Below are 26,219 nucleotides of genomic sequence, written 5' to 3'. Positions count from 1 at the left end.
TTAAAGCAGCTGCGCCAAACGGTTAAGATCTGACTGGATAGCCCCCGCGGTGACGTCACGACCGGCACCCGGTCCGCGGATCACCAATGGGTTATCGCGGTACCAGCGGCTTTCGATGGCAAACACGTTATCGCACGGCAACAACGACGCCAGCGGATGTTCAGGCCGAACCGCTTCCACGCCAACACGCGCCTTGCCATTAGCATCGAAGCGCGCCACGTGCCGCAGCACCAGACCCATTTCACTGGCGGCCTCGAAACGCTGCAGCATCTGCTGGTTCAGCGCATCGCCGTTTTCGAAGAACTGATCGACAGTACCCTGCTCGGCACCCGCAGGCACCAGCGATTCGACTCGCACCTGATTCGGTTCAATATCGTAGCCCGCTTCGCGCGCCAGGATCACCAGCTTGCGCATCACGTCCTGGCCGGAGAGATCGACCCGCGGATCGGGTTCGGTCAGCCCCTGCTGCCACGCTTGATCCACCAGTTCGGTAAACGGCACCGTGCCGTCGAACTGCAGGAACAACCAGGAAAGCGTGCCGGAGAAGATGCCGCTGATCGCCAGAATACTGTCACCGCTGTCGCGCAGATCGCGCACCGTATGGTTGACCGGCAGGCCGGCGCCGACGGTAGCGTTATACAGCCAGTGGCGACCGGTTTTGGCGAAGGCATCGCGGATTTGGCGATAATTATCGCTGCACGATGCTCCCGCCAGTTTGTTGGCGCTGATCACATGGAAGCCGTAGCTGGCGAAATCCAGATACTGCTCGGCCAGTTCTTCACTGGCGGTTACGTCAAGCACCACCAAATCGTCGAACGGATGAGCACGCATCCACAGGAAGAGGGACTCTTCGTCCAGCTCCTGCGCTTCGTCCTCAAAGAATGCCAGGGCGCGGCTGGCATCAAGCCCGTCGTAATTCAGCAGGCTACGGCGGCTGTCCACCACCCCCGCCAGGCTGAACTCAAAGCCACTGCGGGCAGAAATATTTTTCTGCTCGCGGGCAAACAACTCCAGCCAGCGTGCGCCGATATTGCCTTTACCGAACAGCACCAGGCCGATACGTTTTTCCGCGCGGAACAGAGTCTGGTGCAGGCCCTGGATCAGCAACGCGGTCGGCCCCTGACGCAGTACCGCCACCAGGCTGATGCCGTCTTCGGCCTGCCAGATAAACTCGACCGGCTGGTCTTTCAACTGTTGATAGAAGCGGTGACTGTGCAGCGGGTTCTTGCAAACGCCCGCGCCCACCAGCGCCACCAGCGCCAGTCCTTCACGCAGTCGCAGCTCACCTGGCAGCCCCGCGTCCTGCAGAGTACGCAGCACGCTGTTCACCACTTCCGAGGTGTAACACAACTGGACCAGATTACGGTCCGGATGAATGCCGATCGCCAGCGGTTTGATCTGAGCGCGCTTAAGCACCAAATCCAGCTCTTTCTGAGCCAGTTTGAAATCATGCTGACTGGCAACGTTCAGCTCAATCAAACACACGTCGTCATGACTGGTGACAATCTTCGCGCCGGTGCCGGAGGCCAGCACGCGCTCGATGCGCGTTGAGCCTTGTTCCGGCTGATAACTGCAACGCAGTTGCAGATCGATATCACTGCCGGACACCGGCTGCAGGGTGCGTGTGTGCAGCACCGGTGCCGCCAGGCGGGCCAGTTCACTGGCCTCATCTAGCCGCAGCAGCGGCAACAGGCAGGCATCTTTCACCTTGCGTGGATCGGCGCTGTAAACCCCGGCCACGTCGCTCCAAATGGTCACGCGTTCCGCACCGGCCAGCGCACCGACCTGGGTAGCGGAATAGTCACTGCCGTTACGCCCCAACAGCACAGTTTCACCGGCGTCGTTGCGTGAAATAAAGCCGGTCACCACCAGGCGTTTACCCGGGTGCTGAGCCAGCAGCTGTTGCAGCAGCGGATAAGAGCGGCCTTCATCAACCTGTGGCTGAGCGGCGCGTTCCGCACGCAGAAAATCGCGCGCATCCAGCCAGGCCGCCTGCATATCCAGTTTGTTCAGCACCGCCGCCATCAGCCGCGCCGACCAAATCTCACCGTGCCCCACCACTTCGGCATACACGGCATCGTCGAGCTTTTCGTCCAGCAATACCGCCAGACGCTCCAGATCCTGAATAAATTCGGCGATCAGCGGCTCGGCGGTTTCCGGCGGTAACAGACCACCGATCAATTCGCTGTGATAGCGGCGCAGCGTCTGCTGAACCTGATGCGCAGAAAGACGATCGCTCTGGCTCAGCTTCAGCCAGCTAATCAGTTGGTTGGTGGTGCTGCCGGCAGCCGACACCACCATCATGTCACCCGGCTGGCTGTATTCGGCCATGATCCCGGCCACCCGCAGATAACACTTCACGTCCGCCAGGCTGCTGCCGCCAAACTTGTGCAGTTGACGCCCACTCACCGGCCCTGCTACCGCAATTGCATTCATGCTTACCTCGTTGCCGCCGCCTGGAAGGCTCGTTCCAGATCGGCAATCAAATCTTCACTGTCTTCAATACCCACGGAGATACGCAGCAGGCTTTCGGAAATACCGGCTGCCGCACGGGCTTCTGCCGCCATACCTGCGTGGGTCATGGTCGCTGCATGCGAGATCAGGCTTTCTACGCCGCCCAAGGATTCTGCCAGAGTAAAGAGCTTAAGGGCAGACAGGAAACGACGCAGCAGCGCTTCATCACCGTCCAGTTCAAAGCTGAGCATCGCGCCAAAGCCGCGTTGCTGACGACGTGCAATCTCGTGCCCAGGGTTCTGTGGCAGAGAAGGATGATACAGCTTTTTCACCAAGGGTTGCTGCTGTAAATAACTGACAATCGCATCGGCGTTTTGTTGCGCCGCCTTGATACGTGGCGACAGAGTACGCATGCCGCGCAGCAGCAAATAACTGTCGAACGCGCCGCCGGTTACGCCGATATTATTGGCCCACCACGCCAATTCCACCGCCAGATCTTTATCTTTGGCAATCACCGCGCCGGCCACCACGTCGGAATGGCCATTGAGGTATTTGGTACAGGAATGCACCACCAGATCGGCACCCAACCCAATCGGCTGCTGTAACGCCGGGCTGAGGAAGGTGTTGTCCACCACCGTTAACGCCCCCACGGCATGGGCCGCATCGCAAATCGCCGCGATATCTACCACGCGCAGCAGTGGGTTGCTTGGGCTTTCAATCAGCACCAGCTTGGGTTTTTGCGCCAGCGCCTGCTGCAACGCCTCCTCATTCCCCTGATCGACAAAGAGTACGCGGTAAGCACCACGCTTGCTCAGGCTGTCGAACAGACGATAGCTGCCACCGTAGCAATCATGTGGTGCCACCAGCAAATCGCCGGGTTGCAGGAACACCGTGGTCACCAGGTGGATCGCCGACATCCCGCTGCTGGTCATCACCGCACCGGCGCCGCCTTCCAGTTCTGCCAGCGCCCGCTGGACCACATCACGCGTCGGGTTGCCGCGACGTGAGTAGTCATGAGCACGAGGTTGATTGAAGTCGGTGAAATTATAGGTACTGGAAAGGTGGATCGGCGGGACAACGCAGCCGTACTGTTCGTCATCGTTCAGGCCGCTACGTACGGCAATCGTGGCAGGTTTACGCGTCATAGGGTCTCTCGGCTCTCGGGATTCGGATGAATGAGGCCTAAAGATTAATCGCAGTGAGGATAGACGTCAATACATCTGGACATCTAAACTTCTTTGCGTGTAGATTGAGCAAAGCCTTAATACCCGCTAAAATTATGCCAGTTTGAGGTGACGATACGATGTTAACCCGGAATGCATAGGCGACGCCTATTGATCGTCCGCATTCAGTGACCCTGGTCGCGTAAAATTGACATTTATTTAGTGAGAACAGTGAAGATCGGGCATAATTGGCCGGTTTTTAGAATTTTGTAATTTTTCTGACAAATTTAAGGTGTCCCATGGCTGAGTGGAACGGCGAGTATGTCAGCCCTTACGCTGAACACGGTAAAAAGAGCGAGCAAGTAAAAAAAATCACGGTATCTATTCCGCTGAAGGTCCTGAAAATCCTCACCGATGAACGGACGCGTCGCCAGGTGAATAACCTGCGCCATGCCACCAACAGCGAATTGCTGTGCGAAGCATTTCTGCACGCCTTTACCGGCCAGCCGCTGCCGAACGACGAAGACCTGCGCAAAGAACGCAGCGATGAAATCCCGGAAGCCGCGAAACTGCTGATGCGTGAATTGGGTGTGGATCCCGATACCTGGGAATACTAAGCGCCGGTCTGCAACTGCAGACGGTAGAAACGAAAAAAGGCGCCGAAGGCGCCTTTTTCATCTGACGATAAGAAATCTTATTTCTTAGCGCCTGGCACGCTGAAACGCTTGTTGAAGCGGTCAACGCGGCCACCGGTAGCAACGTCACGCTGCTTGCCAGTGTAGAACGGGTGACATTCGCCACAAACGTCCAGGTTCAGATCGTGACCCACTGTAGAGCGGATTTTGATCACGTTACCGCAAGAGCAGTTAGCAGTAACTTCTTCGTATTTTGGGTGGATACCTTGTTTCATGGGAAACCTCAGTTAAGGCCGTGTCGCTATCCAGCCCTGTTTCGCCAGACACCACACGTGGTTGATAAAAAATTTGGTATCGAATTATACCAAAGGCGGCAAATTATACAGAATTAAAAGTACCGCGCAATCGGAACCGTACATTTGCCGGTGTGCCGTGTAAACTGATGGACTGTTTTTTTACTCTGGATGACCCCATGCCTGTTGTTCACGTTGCTTTGCCGGTACCCCTCGCCCGCACCTTCGACTATCTGCTGCCGCAAGGCCTGCAGCCGGCTGTCGGCGCTCGCGTAGCCGTGCCCTGGGGCAAGCAACGGGCGATCGGAATCGTCACCGGCTGTAGCGAGACCAGCGAATTACCGCTCGATAAGCTCAAACCCATCGACAGCGTAATCGACAACGCCTCCCTGTTCTCCCCCAGCCTGTGGCGCATTCTGCGCTGGGCCAGCGACTATTATCATTATCCCATCGGTGAAGTGCTGTTCCACGCGCTGCCCATCCTGCTGCGCCAGGGGAAACCGGCTGAAACGGCACCGCTGTGGCAATGGTTCGCTACCGAGCAAGGCCGCGCCACGCTGCCAGAGAGCCTGAAGCGAGCGCCCAAACAGCAGCAGGCGCTGGCCGCGCTGCTGCAGCGCCCGGTCTATCGCCACCAGGTCAGTGAACTGGCGTTAACCGAGAGCGCCTTGCAGGCATTGCGCGCCAAGGGGCTGATTGATCTACGGGCACAGACGGTCGCAACGCAGGACTGGCGGCCCGGCTTTGAAGTGTTGGGTGAGCGACTGCGGCTGAATACCGAACAGGCCACCGCAGTAGGTGCCATCCGCAGTGAAGACGACCAGTTTGCCACCTGGCTGCTGGCCGGGGTCACCGGCTCCGGCAAGACCGAAGTCTATCTCAGCGTGCTGGAAAACATTCTGGCAGCAGGTAAGCAGGCGCTGGTGCTGGTACCGGAAATCGGCCTGACACCGCAGACCATTGCCCGCTTTCGCGAGCGCTTCAATGCGCCGGTGGAGGTGCTGCACTCCGGCCTCAATGACAGCGAACGTCTGTCAGTCTGGCTGCGCGCCCGCAGCGGCGAGGCGGCGATTGTCATCGGTACCCGTTCTGCGCTGTTTACCCCGTTCTCTCGACTGGGCGTGATCATCATCGACGAAGAGCACGACAGCTCTTATAAACAGCAGGAAGGCTGGCGCTATCACGCCCGCGATTTGGCGGTATTCCGCGCCCGCGAGGAAAACATCCCAATGGTGATGGGCACCGCCACACCGGCGCTGGAAACCCTGCACAATGTGCAATTGGGTAAATATCGCCAGCTCAAACTCACCCAACGTGCAGGTAACGCCAAACCGGCGGCGCAGCACCTGATCGATCTAAAAGGCCTGCCGCTGAAGGTGGGTCTTTCGCAGCCGTTGCTGAAAAGCATGCAACACCATTTGAAGGCCGGTAATCAGGTGATGCTGTTCCTGAACCGTCGCGGTTATGCCCCGGCGCTGCTATGCCACGAGTGCGGCTGGATCGCCGAGTGCCAGCGTTGCGATCATTACTACACCTTCCACCAGAATCATCGTCAACTGCGCTGCCACCACTGTGACAGCCAGCGTCCGGTCCCCCACCAGTGCCCTCAATGCGGTTCTACCCATCTGGTGTCTGTCGGCGTCGGTACCGAACAGTTGGAAAACGAACTGGCGCCGCTGTTCCCGGAAACCCCGATCACCCGTATCGATCGCGACACCACCAGCCGCAAGGGTTCGCTGGAGCAGCATCTGGCGGATATTCACCGCGGCGGTTCGCGCATTTTGATCGGCACCCAGATGCTGGCCAAGGGTCACCACTTCCCGGATGTCACGCTGGTAGCCCTGCTGGACGTCGATGGCGCGCTGTTCTCAGCCGACTTCCGTTCCGCAGAACGCTTTGCCCAGCTGTATACCCAGGTCTCCGGTCGGGCAGGCCGCGCCGGTAAGCCCGGAGAGGTGCTGTTACAGACCCACCACCCGGAACACCCGCTGCTGCAAATTCTGCTGCAACAGGGCTACGACGCCTTTGCCAAACAGACGCTGGCAGAGCGCAATAGCGTGTTCCTGCCGCCTTACACCAGCCATATTATCGTGCGTTCGGAAGATCACGATAACCAGCAGGCCCCCCAATTCTTGCAGCAGCTGCGCAACCTGTTGGAGGCCAGCCCGCTGAAAGACGATTCGCTGTGGGTGATGGGGCCGGTCCCGGCACTGCAGTCGAAACGCGGTGGCCGCTTCCGCTGGCAATTGCTATTGCAACACCCTTCTCGGCGGGTGCTGCAACAGATAATGAAAAGCTCCCTGCCCCTGGTCAGCACCCTGCCGCAGGCGCGTAAGGTGAAGTGGACGCTAGACATTGATCCTATAGACAGTTGAACCCAGAAAAGTCCGATTCAGTTCCTACCAGGCAAACGTTTACCCTTGAAATTGCGAGCGAACGCTAAAAAACCTTCCCAGGTCACACTTTTTATGCAAATTAGGTAACAAAGGCAGGACATATTCTGTTTAGAATGTCTGTGAAGGCAATTTTGTCACCTCTTGCAGCAGCGTGACGGAATGTTTAAACGCGGATGGCGCTAAATGATAACAACACCACCGCACGGTAAGAATTTGTGAGCAACTGAAGTAGTCGCGTTGGCATGGGGCTAACGCAAGGAGAAAGGCGTTGGAACACAAGAAAGAGTTACCCATGGCAACCATGAAAGACGTTGCCGAAATGGCGGGCGTTTCAACGGCAACCGTGTCGCGTGCGCTGATGAACCCGGAAAAGGTGTCAACGCCGACGCGTCAGAAAGTGGAACAGGCCGTGCTGGCCGTGGGCTATTCTCCTCATGCCCTCTCCCGCAATATCAAACGTAACGAATCCCGAACCATCCTGGTGATCGTCCCCGACATTTGCGATCCGTTTTTCGCCGATGTGATCCAAGGGATCGAGCAAACTGCCGCACAACAGGGCTACCTGGTGCTAATTGGCGATTGTGCTCAGCAAAACCAGCAGGAACGCACCTTCGTCAATCTGATCATCACCAAACAAATCGATGGCATGCTGCTGCTCGGTTCCAATTTGCCGTTCGATGCCAGCAAGGAAGAGCAGCGTAATCTGCCGCCGATGGTGATGGCCAACGAGTTTGCCCCGGAGCTGGAACTGCCGACGGTTCACATCGATAACCTGACCGCCGCCTTCGAAGCCGTACATTATTTGCATCAGCTCGGTCACAAGCAAATCGCCTGTGTCGCCGGGCCGGAGCAGATGCCGCTCAGCCATTATCGACTGCAAGGTTACATTCAGGCGCTACGTCGTAATGGCATTAGCGTCGAAAGCAGCTATATTACCCGGGGTGATTTCACCTACGAAGCGGGTGCTCAGGCGCTCGCGGCGTTGATGGCACAGCCAAAACCGCCGACGGCCGTCTTCTGCCACAGTGACGTAATGGCGATCGGCGTGCTGTCGCAGGCGAAAAAGATGGGGTTGCGAGTCCCGCAGGACCTGTCTATCGTCGGCTTTGACGACATCAAACTGGCGCAGTATTGCGACCCGCCGTTAACCACGGTGGCTCAACCACGTTACCAGATTGGCCAGCAGGCAATGTTGTTGCTGTTGGAGCAGCTACACGGACAAACAGTGGCAAGTGGCTCCCGGCTATTGGACAGTGAATTGATTATCAGAGGCAGCACCGCTGCCCCTAAACGCTAGTCAAATATTTTAGGGTTCAGTAACATGACGGACTTATCCCCTCATCAGGACACAGCGGAATAATAGTGGCACAAAAAGACTATGTAAGCCGAGGGCGCGCAGCAGGAGCTAAGCGTAAAACCCCCAGCCGTAAAAAACGCAGTTCTCCGAAGGTCTCCAAAACCGTGTTGGCGCTGGCCGTCGCACTTCTGGTGATCTTTATCGGTGGCCTCTATTTCATAACGCACAACAAGCCGGATGACGCACCGCTACTGCCTGTGCACAGCAGTCGTCCGGGCAACGGCTTGCCGCCGAAGCCGGAAGAGCGTTGGCGCTACATCAAAGAACTGGAGAATCGTCAGATTGGCGTGCAAACCCCGACCGAACCTACGGCCGGCGGCGCCACCAACACCAAGACTCAGTTGACCGCAGAACAACGCCAACTGCTGGATCAGATGCAGGCAGATATGCAACAACGCCCAACGCAGCTGAATGAAGTGCCGTATAACGACCCTTCACAGGCCGCCGCCCGTAGCCGTCTGCAGCAACAGCAGCAGGTGCAACAGCAGCAGATCCAGCAGCAACAGGTACAGCAACCGCAGGTAGCTCAACCGCGCAATCCGTTTAACAGCGGTGCGACGACAGCACCGGTGCAGCAGCCGGCTCAGCCCAAGCCACAACCCAAACCGCAGACGGTGACACCGCCGCCGGTGCAGGTTAAGCAGCCGAAACCTGAGGTCAAACCTGAAACCAAGCCGGAAGTGAAACAGGAAACGGCCAAGCAGGAAACCAAACCTGAGTCGAAGCAGAAGTGGATGGTGCAGTGTGGCTCATTCCGCGCAACCGATCAGGCGGAGTCCGTGCGTGCGCGTCTGGCATTTGAGGGTATTGAAAGCCGTATCACCGCCGGCGGTGGCTGGAACCGTGTGGTACTTGGCCCTTACAGCAGCCGGGCGGCTGCGGACAAAACCCTGTCGCGCCTGAAGGGCGTAGGCATGTCAAGTTGCATTCCCCTCTCCGTTGGGGGTTGAAAAGCGTCAATCCCCCCCCATCTATACTCTCAATATGCCTCGTAGTGTCTGTGCAAGCAGATACTGCGAGGGCTTCTTTCCGTCTTCAACGAGGGTCTGCTCGTGACAACAATTGTAAGCGTACGCCGCAACGGCCAGGTAGTGATCGGTGGCGATGGCCAGGCCACCTTGGGCAATACGGTAATGAAGGGCAACGTGAAGAAAGTGCGTCGCCTGTATAACGACAAAGTGATTGCCGGTTTTGCCGGTGGTACCGCGGATGCCTTCACGCTGTTTGAGCTGTTCGAGCGCAAGCTGGAAATGCATCAGGGTCACCTGGTGAAAGCGGCCGTTGAATTAGCGAAAGACTGGCGTACCGACCGTATGCTGCGCAAGCTTGAAGCGCTGCTGGCGGTAGCGGATGAAAACTCCTCGCTGATCATCACCGGTAATGGTGACGTGATCCAGCCTGAAAATGATTTGATTGCGATTGGCTCCGGCGGTCCGTACGCCCAGGCAGCCGCCCGCGCGATGTTGGAAAATACAGAGCTGAGCGCCCGCGAAATTGTTGATAAGTCCCTCAACATCGCCGGTGACATCTGTATTTACACCAACCATTTCCACACCATTGAAGAATTGCCTTCCAAAGCGTAAGGATCGAATACTATGTCTGAAATGACCCCGCGCGAGATCGTCAGCGAACTGGACAGCTACATCATTGGCCAGAACAAAGCCAAACGTGCCGTTGCCATTGCCCTGCGTAACCGCTGGCGCCGGATGCAGCTCAACGAGATGCTGCGTCATGAAGTCACGCCAAAGAACATTCTGATGATCGGCCCGACCGGTGTCGGTAAAACCGAAATCGCCCGTCGCCTGGCAAAACTGGCCAATGCGCCGTTCATCAAGGTTGAAGCCACCAAATTCACCGAAGTAGGCTACGTAGGGAAAGAAGTGGATTCTATCATCCGCGATCTGACCGATGCCGCGATCAAAATGGTGCGTCTGCAGTCCATCGACAAGAACCGTACCCGCGCCGAAGAGCTGGCAGAAGAGCGCATCCTTGACGCACTGCTGCCTCCGGCCAAGAACAACTGGGGCCAAGCGGAAGAGCATCAGGAGCCGTCCGCGGCACGCCAGGCATTCCGCAAGAAACTGCGTGAAGGCCAGTTGGACGACAAAGAAATCGAGATCGATCTGGCTGCTGCGCCGATGGGCGTAGAAATCATGGCACCTCCTGGCATGGAAGAGATGACCAACCAGCTGCAGTCGATGTTCCAGAACCTCGGCGGCCAGAAGCAGAAACCACGCAAGCTGAAGATCAAAGAAGCCTTCAAACTGCTGGTGGAAGAAGAAGCGGCCAAGCTGGTGAACCCGGAAGAGCTGAAAGAACAGGCGATCGAAGCGGTTGAGCAGCACGGCATCGTGTTTATCGACGAGATCGACAAAATCTGTAAGCGTGGCGGCCAAAGCTCCGGCCCGGACGTGTCTCGCGAAGGCGTGCAGCGCGACCTGCTGCCGCTGGTGGAAGGCTGTACCGTTTCCACCAAGCACGGCATGGTGAAAACCGATCACATTCTGTTTATCGCTTCCGGCGCATTCCAGACCGCCAGCCCGTCAGACTTGATCCCTGAGCTGCAGGGCCGCTTGCCGATCCGCGTTGAGTTGCAGGCGCTGACCACCGAAGATTTCGAGCGTATTCTGACCGAACCAAGCGCTTCGCTGACCGAGCAGTATAAAGCGCTAATGGGCACCGAAGGCGTCAATATTGAGTTCACCGCCGAAGGTATCCGCCGTATCGCTGAAGCCGCATGGCAGGTTAACGAAAGCACCGAAAACATCGGCGCACGTCGTTTGCACACCGTGCTTGAGCGTCTGATGGAAGATATTTCCTACGATGCGAGTGAAATTAACGGTCAATCCATTACAATTGATGCGGATTACGTACGTAATCATCTGGATGAACTGGTAGCGGATGAAGATTTGAGTCGTTTTATCCTATAATCGCTCAATCATGTCCAGTCAGTCATCTGTGGGAGGCATTATGCCTCCCACAATTATTTCTAACGGACGCAGCCACTAACTCTGAAGCGAAAAATGAGCTCATCAACTACCACCTCCCCGGCCAGAGCCTGGCTTGAAAGTTTACGACCGCGCACCCTGCCGCTGGCCTTTGCCTCGATCGTCGTCGGTTCTGCCATTGCCGCCTGGCAAGGTAGCCTGAAGCCTGGCGTGGCACTGCTGGCACTGCTGACGGCCGGCCTGCTGCAAATTCTCTCCAACCTGGCGAACGACTATGGCGATGCGGTAAAAGGCAGCGACAAAGAAGACCGTATCGGGCCGCTACGTGGCATGCAAAAAGGCATGATCACCCAGGCGCAGATGAAACGCGCGCTGATAGTGACGGTGGTGTTGATCACTCTGGCAGGCTGTTCACTGATCGCCGTGGCCTGTGAACAACCCAGCGACGTGGTGGGTTTCCTGGTGCTCGGCGGGCTTTCTATCGTCGCCGCCATTACCTATACCGTGGGCAACAAACCCTATGGTTATTTAGGTCTGGGCGATATTTCGGTACTGGTATTTTTCGGCTGGCTAAGCGTGGCAGGCACCTTCTACCTGCAAACCCACACCTTTGACAGCATCGTGATGCTGCCGGCCACCGCCTGCGGCCTGCTGGCCGCTGCCGTGCTCAATATCAATAATCTGCGCGATATCGAAAGCGACCGTGCCAACGGCAAGAATACCCTGGCAGTCCGACTTGGGCCGCAGAAGGCACGTTATTACCACGTGTTGCTGCTGATAGGTGCGGTGGCGTGCTTTACGCTGTTCACGCTGCTTAACCTGCATAGCCTGTGGGGCTGGCTGTTTGTCTTGGCCATCCCGTTGCTGGTCCGCCATGGCTTGCGCGTGTTGCGCGATCCGACCCCTGCCGGCATGCGACCTATGCTGGAACATATGGTTAAGGCCGCGTTGCTGGCCAATGTGTTGTTCGCTATTGGCGTGGTGCTCAGTTAGCCATCGAACTGATGATTTTGCCAACAGGGCGAATAAAGGGATATACTGGTTATTCCAGCGGCAAACAGACGTAAAATCCTATGAAATACGATACTTCCGAACTTTGCGACATCTATCACGAAGAGGTGAACGTAGTTGAGCCTCTATTCTCCAATTTTGGCGGGCGTACTTCATTTGGCGGGCAAATCACTACGGTGAAATGCTTTGAGGATAACGGCCTGTTATTCGAGTTGCTTGAAGAAAACGGCCGCGGTCGCGTCCTGGTGATTGACGGTGGCGGCTCGGTACGTCGTGCCCTGATCAATGCAGAACTGGCGCGTCTGGCAACCCAGAACGAATGGGAAGGCATCGTGGTTTACGGTGCGGTTCGTCAGGTAGACGATCTGGAAGAGTTGGACATCGGCATTCAGGCGATGGCGGCCATTCCGGTGGGTGCCGCCAGTGAGAGCATTGGCGAAAGCGACATCCGCGTTAACTTCGGCGGTGTGACGTTCTTCTCCGGCGATCATCTGTATGCTGACAATACCGGTATTATCCTGTCCGAGGATCCACTCGATATCGAGTAATCTTCAGATATGAAAAAGGGCGCCTTGGGCGCCCTTTTCGATCGTGCAATCCGGAATCAGACTTCTTCCATTTTGCCCAACAGCGCACGCAGGCGGTCTTGCCATACGTGCTGCTCTTCTTTCAGTTGCTGGTTCTCACGTACCAGCGATTCGTGGTTGCCGGAGGCAGCCTGAACTTCCTGTGAAAGAGTGTTGTTTTTGTCTTTCAGCTCTTCAATTTCCATCTGCAGCAGGGTGATGGTATCGATCGCCTGCTGAACTTTTGATTCCAATTTCTCAAATACTTCAAATGACATTCTTCAGTCCCCTCATGATAGCAAGGCGTACATCTATAGGTAACGGCCGCAACTCAGGTTGCAACTGCTGCGAATATGCATCGCGCCAAGTGACACACGCTTTTATTGAAAATAACGCGCCTGTCTCGATAAAACGCTTCTTTCGATAAAAACGATTGTAAGTAGCCTGTCCCCGACTGTCTAGCAACATCCGGCTCAACGCGCAGTCTGTTGCAATTTTCCTGCCGCCACCATCAGCAAAAACTGAAAATACTCAGGGAGCGTAAATTGATTTGTTAACGAACGGTGGCTGGAACACTGGTCAGATCACAGTTTTATGGCGCAGAAAGAACACAAAACGACGCGAATTCGCTCAATTTTATGACTCAGCACACACATTTTGATTTCGCTATTTCTCGTTTATGTTCGTTAACGATAAATTTACATCACGTCCTCAATTAATAATTGGACGAGATGAAAAAAACTGTACCCATAGGCCGGGTTGATGCACACCCTGAGCCTATAAACCCACAACCGCCGTTTTGCAGGACAACAACATTATGAGCCAAACCACCAGTCCGACCCTAAAAGGCCAATGTATCGCTGAGTTCCTCGGCACCGGCCTGTTGATATTTTTTGGCGTAGGCTGCGTTGCCGCGCTGAAACTGGCTGGCGCCAGCTTCGGTCAATGGGAAATCAGTATCATTTGGGGCCTGGGCGTTGCCATGGCCATCTACCTGACCGCTGCCATCTCCGGTGCGCATCTCAACCCGGCGGTGACCATCGCGCTGTGGTTGTTTGCCTGCTTTGACGGACGCAAAGTACTGCCTTACATCGTCGCACAGATCGCCGGAGCCTTCTGCGCAGCAGCGCTGGTCTACGGGTTGTATTACAACCTGTTCTTCGACTTTGAAGCAGTCAACCATATGGTGCGCGGCAGCGACGAAAGCCTGGCCCTGGCCGGTATCTTCTCCACCTACCCTAATGCACACATCTCCGTTGGCCAGGCTTTCCTGGTTGAAACGGTGATTACCGCGATCCTGATGTGCCTGATCCTGGCGCTGACCGATGACGGTAACGGCATTCCACGCGGCCCGCTGGCACCGCTGTTAATCGGTATTCTGATTGCTGTGATCGGCGCCTCTATGGGACCATTGACCGGCTTTGCGCTGAACCCGGCCCGTGACTTCGGCCCGAAAATGTTCGCTTATCTGGCTGGCTGGGGCAAAGTGGCCTTCACCGGTGCGCGTGATATTCCGTACTTCCTGGTGCCTATCTTTGGCCCAATCATCGGTGCCTGCCTGGGTGCCTTTGGCTACCGCATGCTCATTGGCCGCAATTTGCCGTGTGATGTCTGTGTAGACGAAGAACAACCCGCCGCCAAAGCTCAGCAGCGTAAAGCGTGATTGGCACAGTTTTAAAACGGTTAACAACAGCAGGACTAAAATCATGACTGTAGAAAAAAAATACATTGTCGCTCTCGACCAGGGAACTACCAGTTCACGTGCCGTAGTGCTAGACCACGATGCCAATATTGTTGCGGTGTCGCAGCGTGAATTCACGCAGATTTACCCGAAAGCCGGCTGGGTTGAGCATGATCCGATGGAGATCTGGTCGTCACAAAGCTCCACGCTGGTGGAAGTGCTGGCAAAAGCCGACATCAATTCCGATCAAATCGCCGGTATCGGCATCACCAACCAGCGCGAAACCACCATCGTCTGGGAAAAAGAGACCGGCAAACCGATCTATAACGCCATCGTCTGGCAATGCCGCCGCACCGCCGACATCTGTGAAAAACTCAAACGCGATGGCATGGAAGAGTACATTCGTCACAACACCGGCCTGGTGGTTGACCCGTACTTCTCCGGCACCAAGGTAAAATGGATCCTCGATCACGTTGAAGGCGCCCGTGAACGCGCCAAACGCGGTGAGCTGCTGTTCGGTACTGTCGACACCTGGCTGGTGTGGAAAATGACCCAAGGGCGGGTGCATGTGACCGATTACACCAATGCCTCGCGTACCATGATGTTCAACATCCATGAGCTGGACTGGGATGAACGTATGCTGGAAGCGCTGGATATCCCACGCGCCATGCTGCCAAAAGTCCGTCCGTCTTCTGAAGTGTACGGCCAGACCAACATCGGGGGTAAAGGCGGTACACGTATTCCTATCGCCGGTATCGCCGGCGACCAGCAGGCGGCGCTGTACGGCCAACTGTGTGTTCAACCGGGCATGGCGAAAAACACCTACGGCACCGGCTGCTTCCTGCTGATGAACACCGGCAAAGAAGCGGTACGTTCTAACCACGGCCTGCTGACCACTATCGCCTGCGGCCCACGCGGCGAAGTGAACTACGCGCTGGAAGGGGCGGTCTTCATTGGCGGCGCCTCCATTCAGTGGCTGCGCGATGAGCTGAAATTGATCAGCGATGCGGCCGACTCCGAATACTTCGCCACCAAGGTGAAAGACAGCAACGGCGTGTACGTGGTACCTGCCTTCACCGGTCTGGGCGCACCTTACTGGGACCCGTATGCCCGTGGCGCCATCTTCGGCCTGACCCGCGGCGCGAACAGCAACCACATCATTCGTGCCACGCTGGAATCCATTGCCTACCAGACGCGCGACGTGCTGGATGCCATGCAAGCCGACTCCAACACTCGTCTGCAATCGCTGCGTGTGGACGGTGGCGCGGTCGCTAACAACTTCCTGATGCAGTTCCAGTCTGACATCCTCGGTACCCGTGTAGAGCGTCCTGAAGTGCGTGAGTCGACTGCGCTCGGTGCGGCATTCCTGGCGGGCCTGGCTATCGGCTACTGGAATGACCTGGATGAAGTGAAGAGCAAAGCGGTCATCGAGCGTGAGTTCCGCCCAAGCATTGAAACCACCGAGCGTAACTTCCGTTACAGCGGCTGGAAAAAAGCGGTTGCCCGCGCACAAGCATGGGAAGAGCACGACTAACACTTATTTGCCTGGTTAACCCCATCATGCGCTGCCTCCGGGCGGCGCATTTTTTTGCCCCGCCCCCGCCGCCGCGTGCTGTGATAAACTTTGCCGATATTTTCTTCCTTTCTCACAGACAGGTTTTGCCATGAAACGTGAATTAGCCATCGAATTTTCCCGCGTTACCGAAGCCGCTGCGCTGGCAGGCTATAAATGGCTGGGACGCGGCGATAAGAACGCCGCCGACGGCGCTGCAGTCAACGCAATGCGCATTATGCTCAATAAAGTGGATATCGACGGCCGCATCGTGATCGGCGAAGGCGAAATTGATGAAGCGCCGATGCTGTATATCGGCGAGCAGGTCGGCAGCGGCCAGGGCGACGCGGTGGATATCGCCGTCGATCCCATCGAAGGCACCCGCATGACCGCCATGGGCCAGCCCAATGCGTTGGCAGTGCTGGCGGTGGGCGATCGCGGCACCTTCCTGCACGCCCCTGACATGTATATGGAAAAACTGGTGGTGGGCCCGGCAGCGCGCGGTGCTATCGATCTTAACCTGCCGCTGGCTGAGAACCTGAACAACGTCGCGGTCTGCCTGGGAAAGCCACTGAGTCAACTGACGGTGGTGATCCTGGCCAAACCGCGTCACGATGGCGTTATTGCCCAGATGCAGCAGCTCGGGGTGCGAGTGTTCGCTATCCCCGACGGCGACGTGGCGGCCTCAATCCTGAGTTGCATGCCAGACAGTGAAGTCGACGTGATGTACGGTATCGGCGGCGCGCCGGAAGGGGTAATTTCTGCCGCGGTGATCCGCGCACTGGACGGTGATATGCAGGCACGCCTGCTGCCGCGTCATCAGGTCAAAGGCGACAGCGCCGAGAATCGTCGCATCGGCGAAGAAGAGCTGGCACGCTGTAAAGAGATGGGGATTGAAGCTGGCAAGGTGCTGCTGCTGGATGACATGGCGCGCAACGACAACGTGATTTTCTCCGCTACCGGCATCACCAAGGGCGATTTGTTGGAGGGTATTAGCCGCCAGGGCAATATGGCCACCACAGAAACGCTGTTGATCCGCGGTAAGTCACGCACTATCCGCCGCATCCGCTCGACCCATTATCTGGATCGTAAAGACCCGGCGCTGCACGAGTTTCTGCTGTAATTAAACAGGGCGCCGAAGGCGCCCTGTTCGTTTTATACGGTATGTCCCTGATGCTGCATCCGGTGGGACAACGGCCACCAGCACAGCAGAATCAGTAGCGCCATGGCAAACATCAGCAAGCCAAGGCTGAATTGCCCGGTCTGCGGCAACATGGCGGAAAGCCAGGTCGCCAGGCCAGAGCCCATATTCTGCATGCCCCCGACCAACGCGCCAGCTGCACCAGCCAGATAGGGGAATGGCTCCATCGCCCCGGTGGTCGCCAGCGGAAACATCATACCGGCTCCGAAGAAGAACAACGCCGCAGGTACAATCAGCGTCCAGATGTTCATCACGCCAAACCACCCTGGGATCCACATCATCAAACCCGCCAGCAGACAACTGATCACCGAATGCCACACCAGGCTGTGGAAGGTTTTACCGTCACGACCGGCATACCAGGCCCCAAAAAACGCCGCCGGAATTGGCAGAATAAACAGGATACTGACGGTCAGACCGCTCAGACCCAGCACGCCGCCCATCAGCACGCCACAGCTGGCTTCAAAGACCGCGATCCCCGCCAAAGCGCCAATCAGCATCACCAGATAGCAACTGAAGGTCCCGTCGGCCAACAGCTTGCGGAAGCTTGCCAGCATTCGTCGTTTCTCGGTCTGCTGCGGGCGAGTTTCCGGTAGCCAGCGGAACATGGCGAAAGCCACACCGGCACAGAGTACCAACAGGAAGGCATAGCAGGCACGCCAGCCAAATACCATCGCCAATGCTCCGCCGATGATCGGCGCCAACAACGGGCTAACCAGAATCCCCATGTTAAGCAGGCTGTTGGCATAACGCAGCGAGGTACCGGCATACAGGTCACGCGGCATGGTTCGCGCCATCACCCCCGCCACGCCGGTCCCCATCCCCTGAATGGCACTGGCGGCAACCAGCATCGTCAGGTTATTGGACAATAGCGCACCCAGAGCGCCGATCATGAAAATCATCATCCCGGCCAGAATCACCGGGCGGCGGCCAATACGGTCTGACAGCGGGCCGTAAATCAGCTGCGAGAAACCATAGGTCATCAGATAGGCCGCCATCACGCGCTGCACCGCACCGGAACGTACCGAGAAATCTTTAGCGATATCAGCGACAACGGGAACATAAATGGTTTGTGCCATCTGACCGACTGCCACTAACAGGGTAAGCATCACCAACAGGTGAAAGTTTTCTATTTTTCTCATTATCTTCGTTAACGTATTAACTCGTCACAGCGTCCCGGTATGGCCCCAAAATCAGCCAGAACGGCGAGCAGCCCTCTATGGCGGCATAAGCTAACAAATTTGATTTTTTTAGCGAGTTTCAGACAGATATTGATCTCCGTCACAGTGGCAGCAAAGCCAACCAGCCTCGTAAATTAAACTGTACGTCTACCGCTTATGGGTTAAAAATGGCAAACTTTCAATAGTTTGGCTTTAGCATTTAATCGATAATTATTTTCATCATCTTGAAATAAAATAACACCATAGGGATTGGGTTTATGAAAACAACAGAGCTGATTTTATTGCAGTTAAAAACCCTGGGGCCACATTCAGCCAAAATGCTGGCTGAGCGTCTGGACATCACTCCCATGGGTATCCGTCAGCATCTGCAATCCCTGGAGAAACGTGAGCTGGTTGATTACGAGGAAGCGCGTACCAAAGTAGGTCGCCCCACCCGTTACTGGTCGCTGACCCATCAGGGCCACGCCCAGTTTGCCAATGGCCACGATCGGCTGGCGGCGGAGATGTTGGGATCTGCCCATCAGCTGTTTGGCGCTGAAGAGGTGGAGCAGCTACTGAATGCGCGCGAAGACAAGCTTTATCAGCGCTATGCCGAAGAGCTGTCAGAGGAAACCTGCCATCAGGCCAAACTCACCCGACTGGTGCGTCTGCGGCAGCATGATGGCTACATGGCCGAACTGGTTGAGCATCCGCTGGGCATGTTACTGGTGGAAAACCACTGCCCGATCGGCGTGGCGGCCACCGCCTGCAGTAGCCTGTGCAACTCGGAGCTGCAACTGTTTAACCGTTTGTTTGGCCACGGCTATCACATAGAGCGTACTGCGCACGCTATTTCCGGTTCACGACATTGCGCTTATTTGATTCGACGATTGGAGCTTTAGAGTATGGCTGACTGGGTTAATGGCAAGGTTACGCAAGTCACGCAATGGACAGACGGGCTGTTCAGCATTACCGTCCATGCCCCCATTGCTCCTTTTACCGCCGGGCAATTTGCCAAACTGGCGCTGGAAATTGACGGCGAACGCGTGCAACGCGCCTATTCCTACGTCAACGCTCCCAGTGACCCAAATCTGGAGTTTTATCTGGTTACCGTGCCGGAAGGTAAACTGAGCCCACGCCTCAATCAGCTGCAGCCGGGGTCGGAAGTGATGGTGACCAAAGAGGCCGCCGGATTTTTCGTGCTGGAAGAAGTGCCTGAATGCGACACCCTGTGGATGTTGGCGACCGGTACCGCGATTGGCCCTTACCTGTCGATGCTGCAGGAAGGCAAAGACCTAGAGCGTTTCAAAAACCTGGTGCTGGTACATGCCACCCGCTTTGCGCGCGATCTCAGCTACCTGCCGCTGATGCAACAATTACAGCAGCGCTACAACGGCAAACTGCGCATTCAGACTATCGTTAGTCGCGAAGAAGTCAGCGGCTCACTGACGGGCCGCGTGCCGGCGCTGATCGAGGATGGCCGGCTGGAAGCGGCGGTGGGATTACCCCTCGATGCTGAAACTGACCACGTCATGCTGTGCGGTAACCCGCAAATGGTGCGAGATACCCAACAAACGCTGAAAGATCAGCGGCAGATGCGCAAGCACCTGCGCCGCAAGCCGGGCCATATCACCAGCGAACAATACTGGTAAGCAGTTACCTCAGTCCGCGCCGAACTTCACCGGTTCGGCCGGTGGGCCAAAACGGTTGGTGTCGGGCGTGCCGACAAACGCGCCCAAATCGATCATCATCATCACAATGATCAGCGTCGGGACAAACCGCCCGACGCCCCATTGCCAGAGCGGGGCCAGCATTTGCCAGTTGCCCGCCGCCAGCAACCACGCCAGGATCAGCAACAACGCCCACCAGCCTGCTTTGTTGCGGTCGTGCAGCCGTTTCACCAGCACTGCCGCCGTCGGCCACAGCAACCCCACGATAAAGAATGCAATGGTCTGGATATCCACCAACTCACGACTGGCGAGAGAAAAAGCCACCGCCATCAGCAACAACCATAACACCATCCAAATCCAGAAATCACGCCGCCCAATTCGGCCCTTAAACGAAAAGCACCACTGTTGTATTGTCATTGAATCCTGCATTGTTAACCTGCCCATATTCTGCCGTGCAGTGTAACATAGGCGCCGCAGGGCGAAGATTTCCGCCCTGCATTACGCGGAGTAACGCACAGCTTTCCTGTCAGCAAGCGATAATGGCGCGGGATCTTTGACACCCCCCTCGGTTATCGCTTTAATCGGAGCCATCTTTGTTCTTGATGTCGTATGCCATGCTGAGAAAAACCATCGCCATCGCCTGCCTGTTGTTGGGTATCAGCAGTGCCTGGGCCGATCCGCCGGATGCCGCCGTCAGTGCGTCGCCCACCGCGCCGTACCTGCTGGCCGGGGCGCCGACGTTTGATCTGACGGTAGTAAAATTCCGCGAAAAATATAACCGCGACAACCCAACGCTGCCGATTGGTGAATTTCGTGCCATCGCAACGGCAGAAGACGATACGCCGTTGCTGACGCGTGCCGCCAGCAAGTTGAACGAAAATCTCTACGCCTCCATCGCGCTGGAAAAAGGCACCGGCAAAATCAAAACGCTGCAGATCACCCACCTGCCGCTGCAGCAGAGCAGTGAAGAAAAGGCCGCCCGCATCATTGCCATCAGTTATATGGCCGCACTGATGCGCCAGTTTGAACCGGCGCTGACGGTGGAAAAAAGCCTGAGCAAAGTGGCTAACCTGTTGGAAAAAGGCAAAGGTTCACGCTTCTACCAACAGCAGGTCGGCGCAATCCGTTATGTGGTAGCAGACAACGGCGATAAAGGGATAACTTTCGCTGTTGAACCGGTTAAGCTGGCGTTATCCGAGCCGTAACAGCTGGCTATTTAATGACGAAAAGCAAAGCCTTCGTGCTTAATCATCTCTATACTGTTGGGCAGGTAAACTGCCGGTCCGGCAGTGGTTATTTCGACTCTCGCGTTCCCTTGTTGGAGGAAAAAACATGCGTCATCCATTAGTTATGGGTAACTGGAAGCTCAACGGCAGCACTCACATGGTTAACGAACTGATCGCCGCGCTGCGCAATGAACTGAGCAGCGTTGACGGTTGTGGCGTTGCTATCGCACCACCGGTCATGTATCTGGACCAGGCCAAGCACGCACTGGCCGGCAGCCGCATTGCCCTGGGCGCCCAAAACGTAGACGTGAACCTGTCCGGCGCATTCACCGGTGAAGTTTCCGCCGACATGCTGAAAGATGTTGGTGCTCAATACATCATCATCGGCCACTCCGAGCGTCGCACTTACCACAAAGAAACTGACGCTGCGATCGCCGAAAAATTTGCCGTGCTGAAAGCTGCCGGTCTGATCCCAGTGCTGTGCATCGGTGAAACTGACGCAGAAAACGAAGCGGGTAAAACCGAAGAAGTTTGTGCACGCCAGATCGACGCCGTGCTGAAAACCCAGGGTGCTGAAGCCTTTAAAGGCGCGGTTATCGCTTATGAGCCAATTTGGGCTATCGGTACCGGTAAGTCTGCTACCCCTGCGCAAGCACAGGCAGTACACAAATTTATCCGCGATCACATCGCCAAGCAGGACGCAGCCGTGGCTGCAGAAGTGATCATCCAGTACGGTGGCTCCGTGAACGACAAGAATGCCGCCGAGCTGTTCACCCAGCCGGATATCGACGGCGCGCTGGTTGGCGGCGCATCACTGAAAGCCGATGCTTTCGCCGTGATCGTCAAAGCCGCTGCTGCTGCTAAAAAAGCCTGATTTCACTCGGCTTATAAATGACAAAACCCCGGCAAGCCGGGGTTTTTTTATTGCTGCCATTCGGCATCAACGCTTGCTGATTTCGTCGAACACGCCACCAGTGGCAAAGTGCACCTTCTGCGCCTGAGTCCAGCCACCGAAAGTATCATCCACGGTGAACAACTTCAGTTTCGGGAACTGGTCGGTAAACTTGGCCGCCACTGCCGCATCACGTGGACGGTAATAGTTTTTCGCCGCGATGGTTTGCCCTTCTGGCGTATACAAATACTTCAGGTAAGCCGTAGCGATATCACGGGTACCGCGCTTATCAACCACCTTATCCACCACCGACACGGTCGGCTCAGCCAGAATCGATTCACTCGGGGTGATAATTTCAAACTTGTCCTTGCCCAGCTCTTTTTCCGCCAGCAGCGCTTCGTTTTCCCAGGCGATCAACACATCGCCGATACCACGTTCAACGAAAGTATTGGTTGAGCCGCGCGCACCGGAGTCCAACACTTCGACGTTCTTATACAGGTTTTTAACGAACTCCTGCGCCTTGGCCTGGTCGTTATTGTTCTGATGCAGCGCGTAACCCCAGGCAGCCAGATAGTTCCAGCGTGCACCGCCGGAGGTTTTCGGGTTCGGAGTAATCACCGAGACACCCGGTTTAATCAAATCGGCCCAGTCGTGAATTTGTTTTGGGTTGCCTTTTCGCACCAGGAACACAATGGTCGAGGTGTAAGGTGCCGAGTTATCCGGCAGGCGTTTGATCCACTCTTTATCAATGCGTCCGCGCTCGGCGATAGCATCCACGTCATAAGCCAGCGCCAGTGTCACCACGTCGGCCTCAATGCCGTTAATGACTGAGGTCGCCTGCTTGCCTGAACCGCCATGCGACTGGCGTACAGTGACTTTATCGCCGGTCTGTTGCTGCCAGTATTTACCGAATGCGGTGTTATATTCCTGATAGAATTCACGCGTCGGGTCGTATGAAACGTTCAGCAATTGGATATCTTTCGCCATGGCACCAGACGCCAGCAGCATGATTGTCAGACCTACACCCCATTTACGCATACGCATCGACTCGCTCTCCCAGGAAAAATAATCGCAACCTCAATCGGTTGATTTAGCATCAGAGCCTGCCAGAAACTCCCCTATCAATTAAAGAATAAAAAATGTTGGGCTAGACGATTATGGAATATATCTACTGCAGGGGATAAAAAAAGCCTCCGCATGCGGAGGCTTCTATTGCCTGAATTAAAACGGGATCAGTAGAGTTTTTTCGCCGTTTCCAGCCAGTCGCCCTTGAAGGGACGCTTCATGTTTTCGATCGCATCGATGATGTCGTGATGCACCATCTTCTCGTTTTGGATACCGACACAGCGACCACCGTAGCCCTGCAACAACAGCTCGATAGCGTAAGCGCCCATGCGGGAAGCCAGAATGCGGTCGTAAGCTACCGGCGAACCGCCGCGCTGAATATGACCCAACACGGTGGCGCGGGTTTCACGCTTGGTTTCTTGCTCGATATGGCGCGCCAACTCATCGATATCGCAGATGTGTTCGGTGATCGCCACGATCGCGTGTTTTTTACCTTTGTCGATGCCAGCCTTGATTTCACACACCAAATCTTCGCGGTTGAACTCAATCTCAGGCAACACGATGAACTCGCAACCACCGGCGATAGCCGCCGCCAGCGTCAGATCGCCGCAATAACGTCCCATCACTTCAACGATGGAAATACGCTGATGTGAGGATGAGGTATCGCGCAACCGGTCAATCGCTTCCACCACGGTTTCAAGCGCAGTGAAATAGCCAATGGTGTAGTCAGTACCGGCCACGTCGTTATCGATAGTGCCAGGCAGACCGATACAAGGGAAACCCTCTTCCGTCAGGCGTTTGGCACCCATATAGGAGCCGTCACCGCCAATGACCACCAGCGCATCGATATCGCGATTTTTCAGGTTTTCAATCGCCTTGGCACGTACACTGTCGTCTCTGAATTCCGGGAAACGGGCCGAACCGAGGAAGGTGCCGCCGCGATTGATCATATCGGACACGCTGTAGCGGTCCAATTTTTCCATGCGATCTTCGTACAAACCAAGGTAGCCATCGTAAATACCAAAAACTTCCAGACCCTCTGAAAGGGCAGCACGCACAACGCCACGGATCGCAGCGTTCATACCCGGCGAATCACCGCCACTTGTCAGTACACCGATTTTCTTGATCATGACTACCTCTGAACTGTAGATGCAATTTCTTAAGAATTCTGTATTCGCCGATTGTCTTGAAACCTCTCCGGCTGCAGAAAACCAGCTTTACGGCTTATTGCTGGATATTATAACAAAAACACCCAGCTGAATTGATTCAAGTCACGCAATATTGCGGTAAAAAACCACCATGGCACTGTGAGCTAACCGCAGCACTGTTCTCACCGGCCCTGCATTGATTATAGCTCCCAACGCCCCTGCCGCCCCTCTGGTACCACGGAACAGGGATCCTGATGGATGAGGACATCCGCACCGGGGAAACGATGCAACAATGCCTGTTCCACCTGCTCGGCCAAAAGATGTGCCTGCATCAGTGGCAGCGCATCGTCCATCTCCAGATGCAACTGGATAAAACGCGTCGGACCGGACTGGCGGGTGCGCAAATCGTGCGCACCTTTCACCCCTGGCCAGGAAGAAACCACATCGATGATCGCCTGACGTTCATCGTCCGGCAATGCCCTGTCCAGCAGCGATTGCACCGCCTCATGACCCATCCGCAACGCGCTATAAAGAATGTAGACGCCAATGCCCAATGCAAACAGCGCATCCGCCCGTTGAAAACCGTACCAGCTTAGCGCAAGCGCTATAAGAATAGCACCATTCATCATGACATCTGACTGATAATGCAGCATATCTGCTCGCACCGCCTGACTGCGGGTTTTTCTTACCACCCAACGCTGGTATGTGACCAAGAGCAAGGTGCTGAACAAAGCCACCACCGTCACGGCAATACCAATACCGGGATCACGTAGCGTTTCCGGGGAGTACAGATGTTGGAAACCCGTCAGGAACAGAAACAGGGCCGAGCCGGAAATAAACATGCTTTGTGCCAGCGCAGCCAATGACTCGGCCTTACCGTGCCCGAAAGTATGTTCCTCGTCAGCTGGCTGCAGCGAATAACGCACCACCAGCAGATTAGTCAGCGATGCGGCAATATCCACCAAAGAATCCACCAACGCCGCCAGCAAGCTCACCGAACCGGTGTGGTACCAGGCGACAATTTTGATCATTAACAGTATGGAGGCCAATGCGGTGGCAGCTAACGCAGCGGATTTCACCAGACGCGCATATTGCGGTTCCATAACCCATCCCGGTTAAACGTTGAGGGGGTCAATATAGCGGAATGATGGACAAAAAAAACCCCGCCATCATGGCGGGGGAAGACAGGGATGGTGCCCGTATCTAGCACTTATCTTTATGAGATAAAAGGAATTATCTCTATCAATGTCCACACATTGACCACGTCGAAAAAAATCCCCGGATTTCCGGGGATTCTTCGCTTTAGCTACATCAACATGCTTTGCTGGCCGTAATGGGTCGGGTGAGGCATCACCGGAACCACATGGCCGGGTTTCATAATGGTGCGTTCAATGGTTTCCATGGTGACAAATGTATGGCTGCAATTGATGTTCTGGCACTGGTGGTAACGCTCCTTTGTATTCTCGCTGAGATAACGGCTTGAACGAGCATGTGCAGCAGTTCCGCAAATATTGCAATGAAACATAATTTATCACCTCGACACGTCAACATTGATAAGATGATTTTAGTCTTTTTTCCTTTAATATCAATTAATTATTATTAATTCTATCCTGTTTGTTTTCCTCTTCATACTCCACATCGGAAAGCTTAACCTCTAGCTCTAGTGCCGTCGTATAACCGCTATTGCTGAGTGAATGGGTCACCTTAGTAATTGTCCACGCCTGCTCGTCTATGACGCGCTTAAACCCTCTCACCGCTACCGGCGTTTCTGGGAATAAATCCGCGCGCCCCATGGCAAGATTGA

General features: G+C 55.6%; 25 protein-coding genes and 1 pseudogene. 15 read left to right on the top strand and 11 right to left on the bottom strand.

The window, feature by feature from the left end:
* Together F8R23_RS23780 and metB are read right to left on the bottom strand one after the other, a co-directional pair.
* Positions 1–2,436 (bottom strand): bifunctional aspartate kinase/homoserine dehydrogenase II, encoded by a 2,436-nt coding sequence (locus tag F8R23_RS23780; RefSeq protein WP_151416103.1) that lies wholly within the window; start codon positions 2,434–2,436, stop codon positions 1–3.
* 2 nt (positions 2,437–2,438) lie between these two features.
* Positions 2,439–3,599 (bottom strand): cystathionine gamma-synthase, encoded by a 1,161-nt coding sequence (metB, locus tag F8R23_RS23775; RefSeq protein WP_112349221.1) that lies wholly within the window; start codon positions 3,597–3,599, stop codon positions 2,439–2,441.
* Between the two features lie 317 nt (positions 3,600–3,916).
* Here metB and metJ point away from each other — a divergent pair, with 317 nt between their 5' ends.
* On the top strand, positions 3,917–4,234 hold the full coding sequence (gene metJ / locus F8R23_RS23770) for a met regulon transcriptional regulator MetJ (protein ID WP_012147461.1): 318 nt from the start codon (positions 3,917–3,919) through the stop codon (positions 4,232–4,234).
* A gap of 77 nt (positions 4,235–4,311) precedes the next feature.
* Here metJ and rpmE read toward each other — a convergent pair whose 3' ends face one another.
* Positions 4,312–4,527 (bottom strand): 50S ribosomal protein L31, encoded by a 216-nt coding sequence (gene rpmE / locus F8R23_RS23765; protein ID WP_012147462.1) that lies wholly within the window; start codon positions 4,525–4,527, stop codon positions 4,312–4,314.
* Positions 4,528–4,724: 197 nt separating this feature from the next.
* On the opposite strand from rpmE, the gene priA reads away from it, so the two are divergent.
* The 7 genes from priA (at position 4,725) to rraA (ending at position 12,805) form a co-directional block, all read left to right on the top strand.
* On the top strand, positions 4,725–6,920 hold the full coding sequence (gene priA, locus F8R23_RS23760; protein ID WP_129936365.1) for a primosomal protein N': 2,196 nt from the start codon (positions 4,725–4,727) through the stop codon (positions 6,918–6,920).
* 289 nt (positions 6,921–7,209) lie between these two features.
* Positions 7,210–8,238, top strand: coding sequence for a DNA-binding transcriptional regulator CytR (gene cytR / locus F8R23_RS23755; RefSeq protein ID WP_099063873.1), 1,029 nt, complete (start codon positions 7,210–7,212; stop codon positions 8,236–8,238).
* Positions 8,239–8,303: 65 nt separating this feature from the next.
* A complete protein-coding gene (ftsN, locus tag F8R23_RS23750) occupies positions 8,304–9,248 on the top strand; it encodes a cell division protein FtsN (RefSeq protein WP_129938888.1) in 945 nt (314 codons plus the stop codon).
* 102 nt (positions 9,249–9,350) lie between these two features.
* Entirely contained in the window at positions 9,351–9,881 is a 531-nt protein-coding gene (gene hslV, locus F8R23_RS23745; RefSeq protein ID WP_012147466.1) for an ATP-dependent protease subunit HslV, read from the top strand.
* A 12-nt stretch (positions 9,882–9,893) separates the two neighbouring features.
* Positions 9,894–11,228, top strand: a complete 1,335-nt coding sequence (hslU, locus tag F8R23_RS23740; RefSeq protein WP_085120017.1) for an ATP-dependent protease ATPase subunit HslU — start codon at positions 9,894–9,896, stop codon at positions 11,226–11,228.
* Positions 11,229–11,321: 93 nt separating this feature from the next.
* Positions 11,322–12,239 carry a 1,4-dihydroxy-2-naphthoate polyprenyltransferase gene (locus F8R23_RS23735; protein ID WP_099063875.1) on the top strand — a complete coding sequence of 306 codons (918 nt, stop codon included), beginning with the start codon at positions 11,322–11,324 and terminating at the stop codon, positions 12,237–12,239.
* An 80-nt stretch (positions 12,240–12,319) separates the two neighbouring features.
* On the top strand, positions 12,320–12,805 hold the full coding sequence (gene rraA, locus F8R23_RS23730; RefSeq protein ID WP_020837546.1) for a ribonuclease E activity regulator RraA: 486 nt from the start codon (positions 12,320–12,322) through the stop codon (positions 12,803–12,805).
* Positions 12,806–12,861: 56 nt separating this feature from the next.
* On the opposite strand, the gene zapB is transcribed toward rraA, so the two are convergent.
* Positions 12,862–13,101 (bottom strand): septal ring assembly protein ZapB, encoded by a 240-nt coding sequence (gene zapB / locus F8R23_RS23725; protein ID WP_012147470.1) that lies wholly within the window; start codon positions 13,099–13,101, stop codon positions 12,862–12,864.
* 539 nt (positions 13,102–13,640) lie between these two features.
* Here zapB and F8R23_RS23720 point away from each other — a divergent pair.
* The 3 genes from F8R23_RS23720 to glpX all read left to right on the top strand — a co-directional run bounded on the left by F8R23_RS23720 (position 13,641) and on the right by glpX (position 17,179).
* Positions 13,641–14,486 carry an MIP/aquaporin family protein gene (locus F8R23_RS23720; RefSeq protein WP_099063876.1) on the top strand — a complete coding sequence of 282 codons (846 nt, stop codon included), beginning with the start codon at positions 13,641–13,643 and terminating at the stop codon, positions 14,484–14,486.
* A 43-nt stretch (positions 14,487–14,529) separates the two neighbouring features.
* Positions 14,530–16,038 (top strand): glycerol kinase GlpK, encoded by a 1,509-nt coding sequence (gene glpK, locus F8R23_RS23715; protein WP_112349227.1) that lies wholly within the window; start codon positions 14,530–14,532, stop codon positions 16,036–16,038.
* A 130-nt stretch (positions 16,039–16,168) separates the two neighbouring features.
* Positions 16,169–17,179: a class II fructose-bisphosphatase gene (gene glpX, locus F8R23_RS23710; protein WP_099063878.1), complete on the top strand. Its 1,011-nt coding sequence runs from the start codon at positions 16,169–16,171 to the stop codon at positions 17,177–17,179.
* A 32-nt stretch (positions 17,180–17,211) separates the two neighbouring features.
* Here the strand turns inward: glpX and emrD are convergent, their stop codons facing one another.
* Positions 17,212–18,396, bottom strand: a complete 1,185-nt coding sequence (emrD, locus tag F8R23_RS23705) for a multidrug efflux MFS transporter EmrD (RefSeq protein WP_099063879.1) — start codon at positions 18,394–18,396, stop codon at positions 17,212–17,214.
* A 296-nt stretch (positions 18,397–18,692) separates the two neighbouring features.
* On the opposite strand from emrD, the gene F8R23_RS23700 reads away from it, so the two are divergent.
* Together F8R23_RS23700 and fpr are read left to right on the top strand one after the other, a co-directional pair.
* On the top strand, positions 18,693–19,316 hold the full coding sequence (locus F8R23_RS23700; RefSeq protein WP_129936361.1) for a helix-turn-helix transcriptional regulator: 624 nt from the start codon (positions 18,693–18,695) through the stop codon (positions 19,314–19,316).
* A gap of 3 nt (positions 19,317–19,319) precedes the next feature.
* Positions 19,320–20,066 carry a ferredoxin--NADP(+) reductase gene (gene fpr, locus F8R23_RS23695; RefSeq protein WP_099063881.1) on the top strand — a complete coding sequence of 249 codons (747 nt, stop codon included), beginning with the start codon at positions 19,320–19,322 and terminating at the stop codon, positions 20,064–20,066.
* 9 nt (positions 20,067–20,075) lie between these two features.
* Here fpr and F8R23_RS23690 read toward each other — a convergent pair whose 3' ends face one another.
* Complete coding sequence (locus F8R23_RS23690) at positions 20,076–20,501, bottom strand: DUF805 domain-containing protein (RefSeq protein WP_099063882.1); 426 nt, start codon at positions 20,499–20,501, stop codon at positions 20,076–20,078.
* Between the two features lie 197 nt (positions 20,502–20,698).
* On the opposite strand from F8R23_RS23690, the gene F8R23_RS23685 reads away from it, so the two are divergent.
* Positions 20,699–21,289: a DUF1454 family protein gene (locus tag F8R23_RS23685; protein ID WP_129936374.1), complete on the top strand. Its 591-nt coding sequence runs from the start codon at positions 20,699–20,701 to the stop codon at positions 21,287–21,289.
* Positions 21,290–21,416: 127 nt separating this feature from the next.
* Entirely contained in the window at positions 21,417–22,184 is a 768-nt protein-coding gene (tpiA, locus tag F8R23_RS23680) for a triose-phosphate isomerase (protein WP_112349232.1), read from the top strand.
* A 66-nt stretch (positions 22,185–22,250) separates the two neighbouring features.
* Here tpiA and F8R23_RS23675 read toward each other — a convergent pair whose 3' ends face one another.
* From F8R23_RS23675 to F8R23_RS23655, 5 genes and pseudogenes are all read right to left on the bottom strand, one after another.
* Positions 22,251–23,240 (bottom strand): sulfate ABC transporter substrate-binding protein, encoded by a 990-nt coding sequence (locus tag F8R23_RS23675; protein WP_112349293.1) that lies wholly within the window; start codon positions 23,238–23,240, stop codon positions 22,251–22,253.
* Between the two features lie 194 nt (positions 23,241–23,434).
* The gene (gene pfkA / locus F8R23_RS23670; RefSeq protein WP_085120029.1) at positions 23,435–24,397 is read right to left on the bottom strand and encodes a 6-phosphofructokinase; all 963 of its coding nucleotides are present in this window, start codon (positions 24,395–24,397) and stop codon (positions 23,435–23,437) included.
* A 218-nt stretch (positions 24,398–24,615) separates the two neighbouring features.
* On the bottom strand, positions 24,616–25,518 hold the full coding sequence (fieF, locus tag F8R23_RS23665; protein WP_099063884.1) for a CDF family cation-efflux transporter FieF: 903 nt from the start codon (positions 25,516–25,518) through the stop codon (positions 24,616–24,618).
* A 203-nt stretch (positions 25,519–25,721) separates the two neighbouring features.
* Positions 25,722–25,940, bottom strand: coding sequence for a DNA-binding transcriptional regulator (locus F8R23_RS23660; RefSeq protein WP_099061749.1), 219 nt, complete (start codon positions 25,938–25,940; stop codon positions 25,722–25,724).
* Positions 25,941–26,004: 64 nt separating this feature from the next.
* Positions 26,005–26,219: pseudogene (locus F8R23_RS23655) on the bottom strand (phage late control D family protein); the annotation flags it as partial.

The organism is Serratia proteamaculans (assembly GCF_008830365.1).
Lineage (GTDB): Bacteria > Pseudomonadota > Gammaproteobacteria > Enterobacterales > Enterobacteriaceae > Serratia > Serratia proteamaculans.
The sequence above is the reverse complement of the archived record's forward strand: the minus strand, read 5'-3'. Positions and strand labels throughout refer to the sequence as shown.

Coding starts and splice junctions, on each gene's coding strand:
- F8R23_RS23735 (WP_099063875.1), top strand. CDS start 11,322: ATGAGCTCATCAACTACCACCTCCCCGGCCAGAGCCTGGCTTGAAAGT.
- priA (WP_129936365.1), top strand. CDS start 4,725: ATGCCTGTTGTTCACGTTGCTTTGCCGGTACCCCTCGCCCGCACCTTC.
- metB (WP_112349221.1), bottom strand. CDS start 3,599: ATGACGCGTAAACCTGCCACGATTGCCGTACGTAGCGGCCTGAACGAT.
- F8R23_RS23690 (WP_099063882.1), bottom strand. CDS start 20,501: ATGACAATACAACAGTGGTGCTTTTCGTTTAAGGGCCGAATTGGGCGG.
- glpK (WP_112349227.1), top strand. CDS start 14,530: ATGACTGTAGAAAAAAAATACATTGTCGCTCTCGACCAGGGAACTACC.
- F8R23_RS23700 (WP_129936361.1), top strand. CDS start 18,693: ATGAAAACAACAGAGCTGATTTTATTGCAGTTAAAAACCCTGGGGCCA.
- fieF (WP_099063884.1), bottom strand. CDS start 25,518: ATGGAACCGCAATATGCGCGTCTGGTGAAATCCGCTGCGTTAGCTGCC.
- rpmE (WP_012147462.1), bottom strand. CDS start 4,527: ATGAAACAAGGTATCCACCCAAAATACGAAGAAGTTACTGCTAACTGC.
- hslU (WP_085120017.1), top strand. CDS start 9,894: ATGTCTGAAATGACCCCGCGCGAGATCGTCAGCGAACTGGACAGCTAC.
- tpiA (WP_112349232.1), top strand. CDS start 21,417: ATGCGTCATCCATTAGTTATGGGTAACTGGAAGCTCAACGGCAGCACT.
- zapB (WP_012147470.1), bottom strand. CDS start 13,101: ATGTCATTTGAAGTATTTGAGAAATTGGAATCAAAAGTTCAGCAGGCG.
- rraA (WP_020837546.1), top strand. CDS start 12,320: ATGAAATACGATACTTCCGAACTTTGCGACATCTATCACGAAGAGGTG.
- F8R23_RS23660 (WP_099061749.1), bottom strand. CDS start 25,940: ATGTTTCATTGCAATATTTGCGGAACTGCTGCACATGCTCGTTCAAGC.
- metJ (WP_012147461.1), top strand. CDS start 3,917: ATGGCTGAGTGGAACGGCGAGTATGTCAGCCCTTACGCTGAACACGGT.
- emrD (WP_099063879.1), bottom strand. CDS start 18,396: ATGAGAAAAATAGAAAACTTTCACCTGTTGGTGATGCTTACCCTGTTA.
- pfkA (WP_085120029.1), bottom strand. CDS start 24,397: ATGATCAAGAAAATCGGTGTACTGACAAGTGGCGGTGATTCGCCGGGT.
- F8R23_RS23720 (WP_099063876.1), top strand. CDS start 13,641: ATGAGCCAAACCACCAGTCCGACCCTAAAAGGCCAATGTATCGCTGAG.
- F8R23_RS23780 (WP_151416103.1), bottom strand. CDS start 2,436: ATGAATGCAATTGCGGTAGCAGGGCCGGTGAGTGGGCGTCAACTGCAC.
- F8R23_RS23675 (WP_112349293.1), bottom strand. CDS start 23,240: ATGCGTAAATGGGGTGTAGGTCTGACAATCATGCTGCTGGCGTCTGGT.
- fpr (WP_099063881.1), top strand. CDS start 19,320: ATGGCTGACTGGGTTAATGGCAAGGTTACGCAAGTCACGCAATGGACA.
- F8R23_RS23685 (WP_129936374.1), top strand. CDS start 20,699: ATGCTGAGAAAAACCATCGCCATCGCCTGCCTGTTGTTGGGTATCAGC.
- glpX (WP_099063878.1), top strand. CDS start 16,169: ATGAAACGTGAATTAGCCATCGAATTTTCCCGCGTTACCGAAGCCGCT.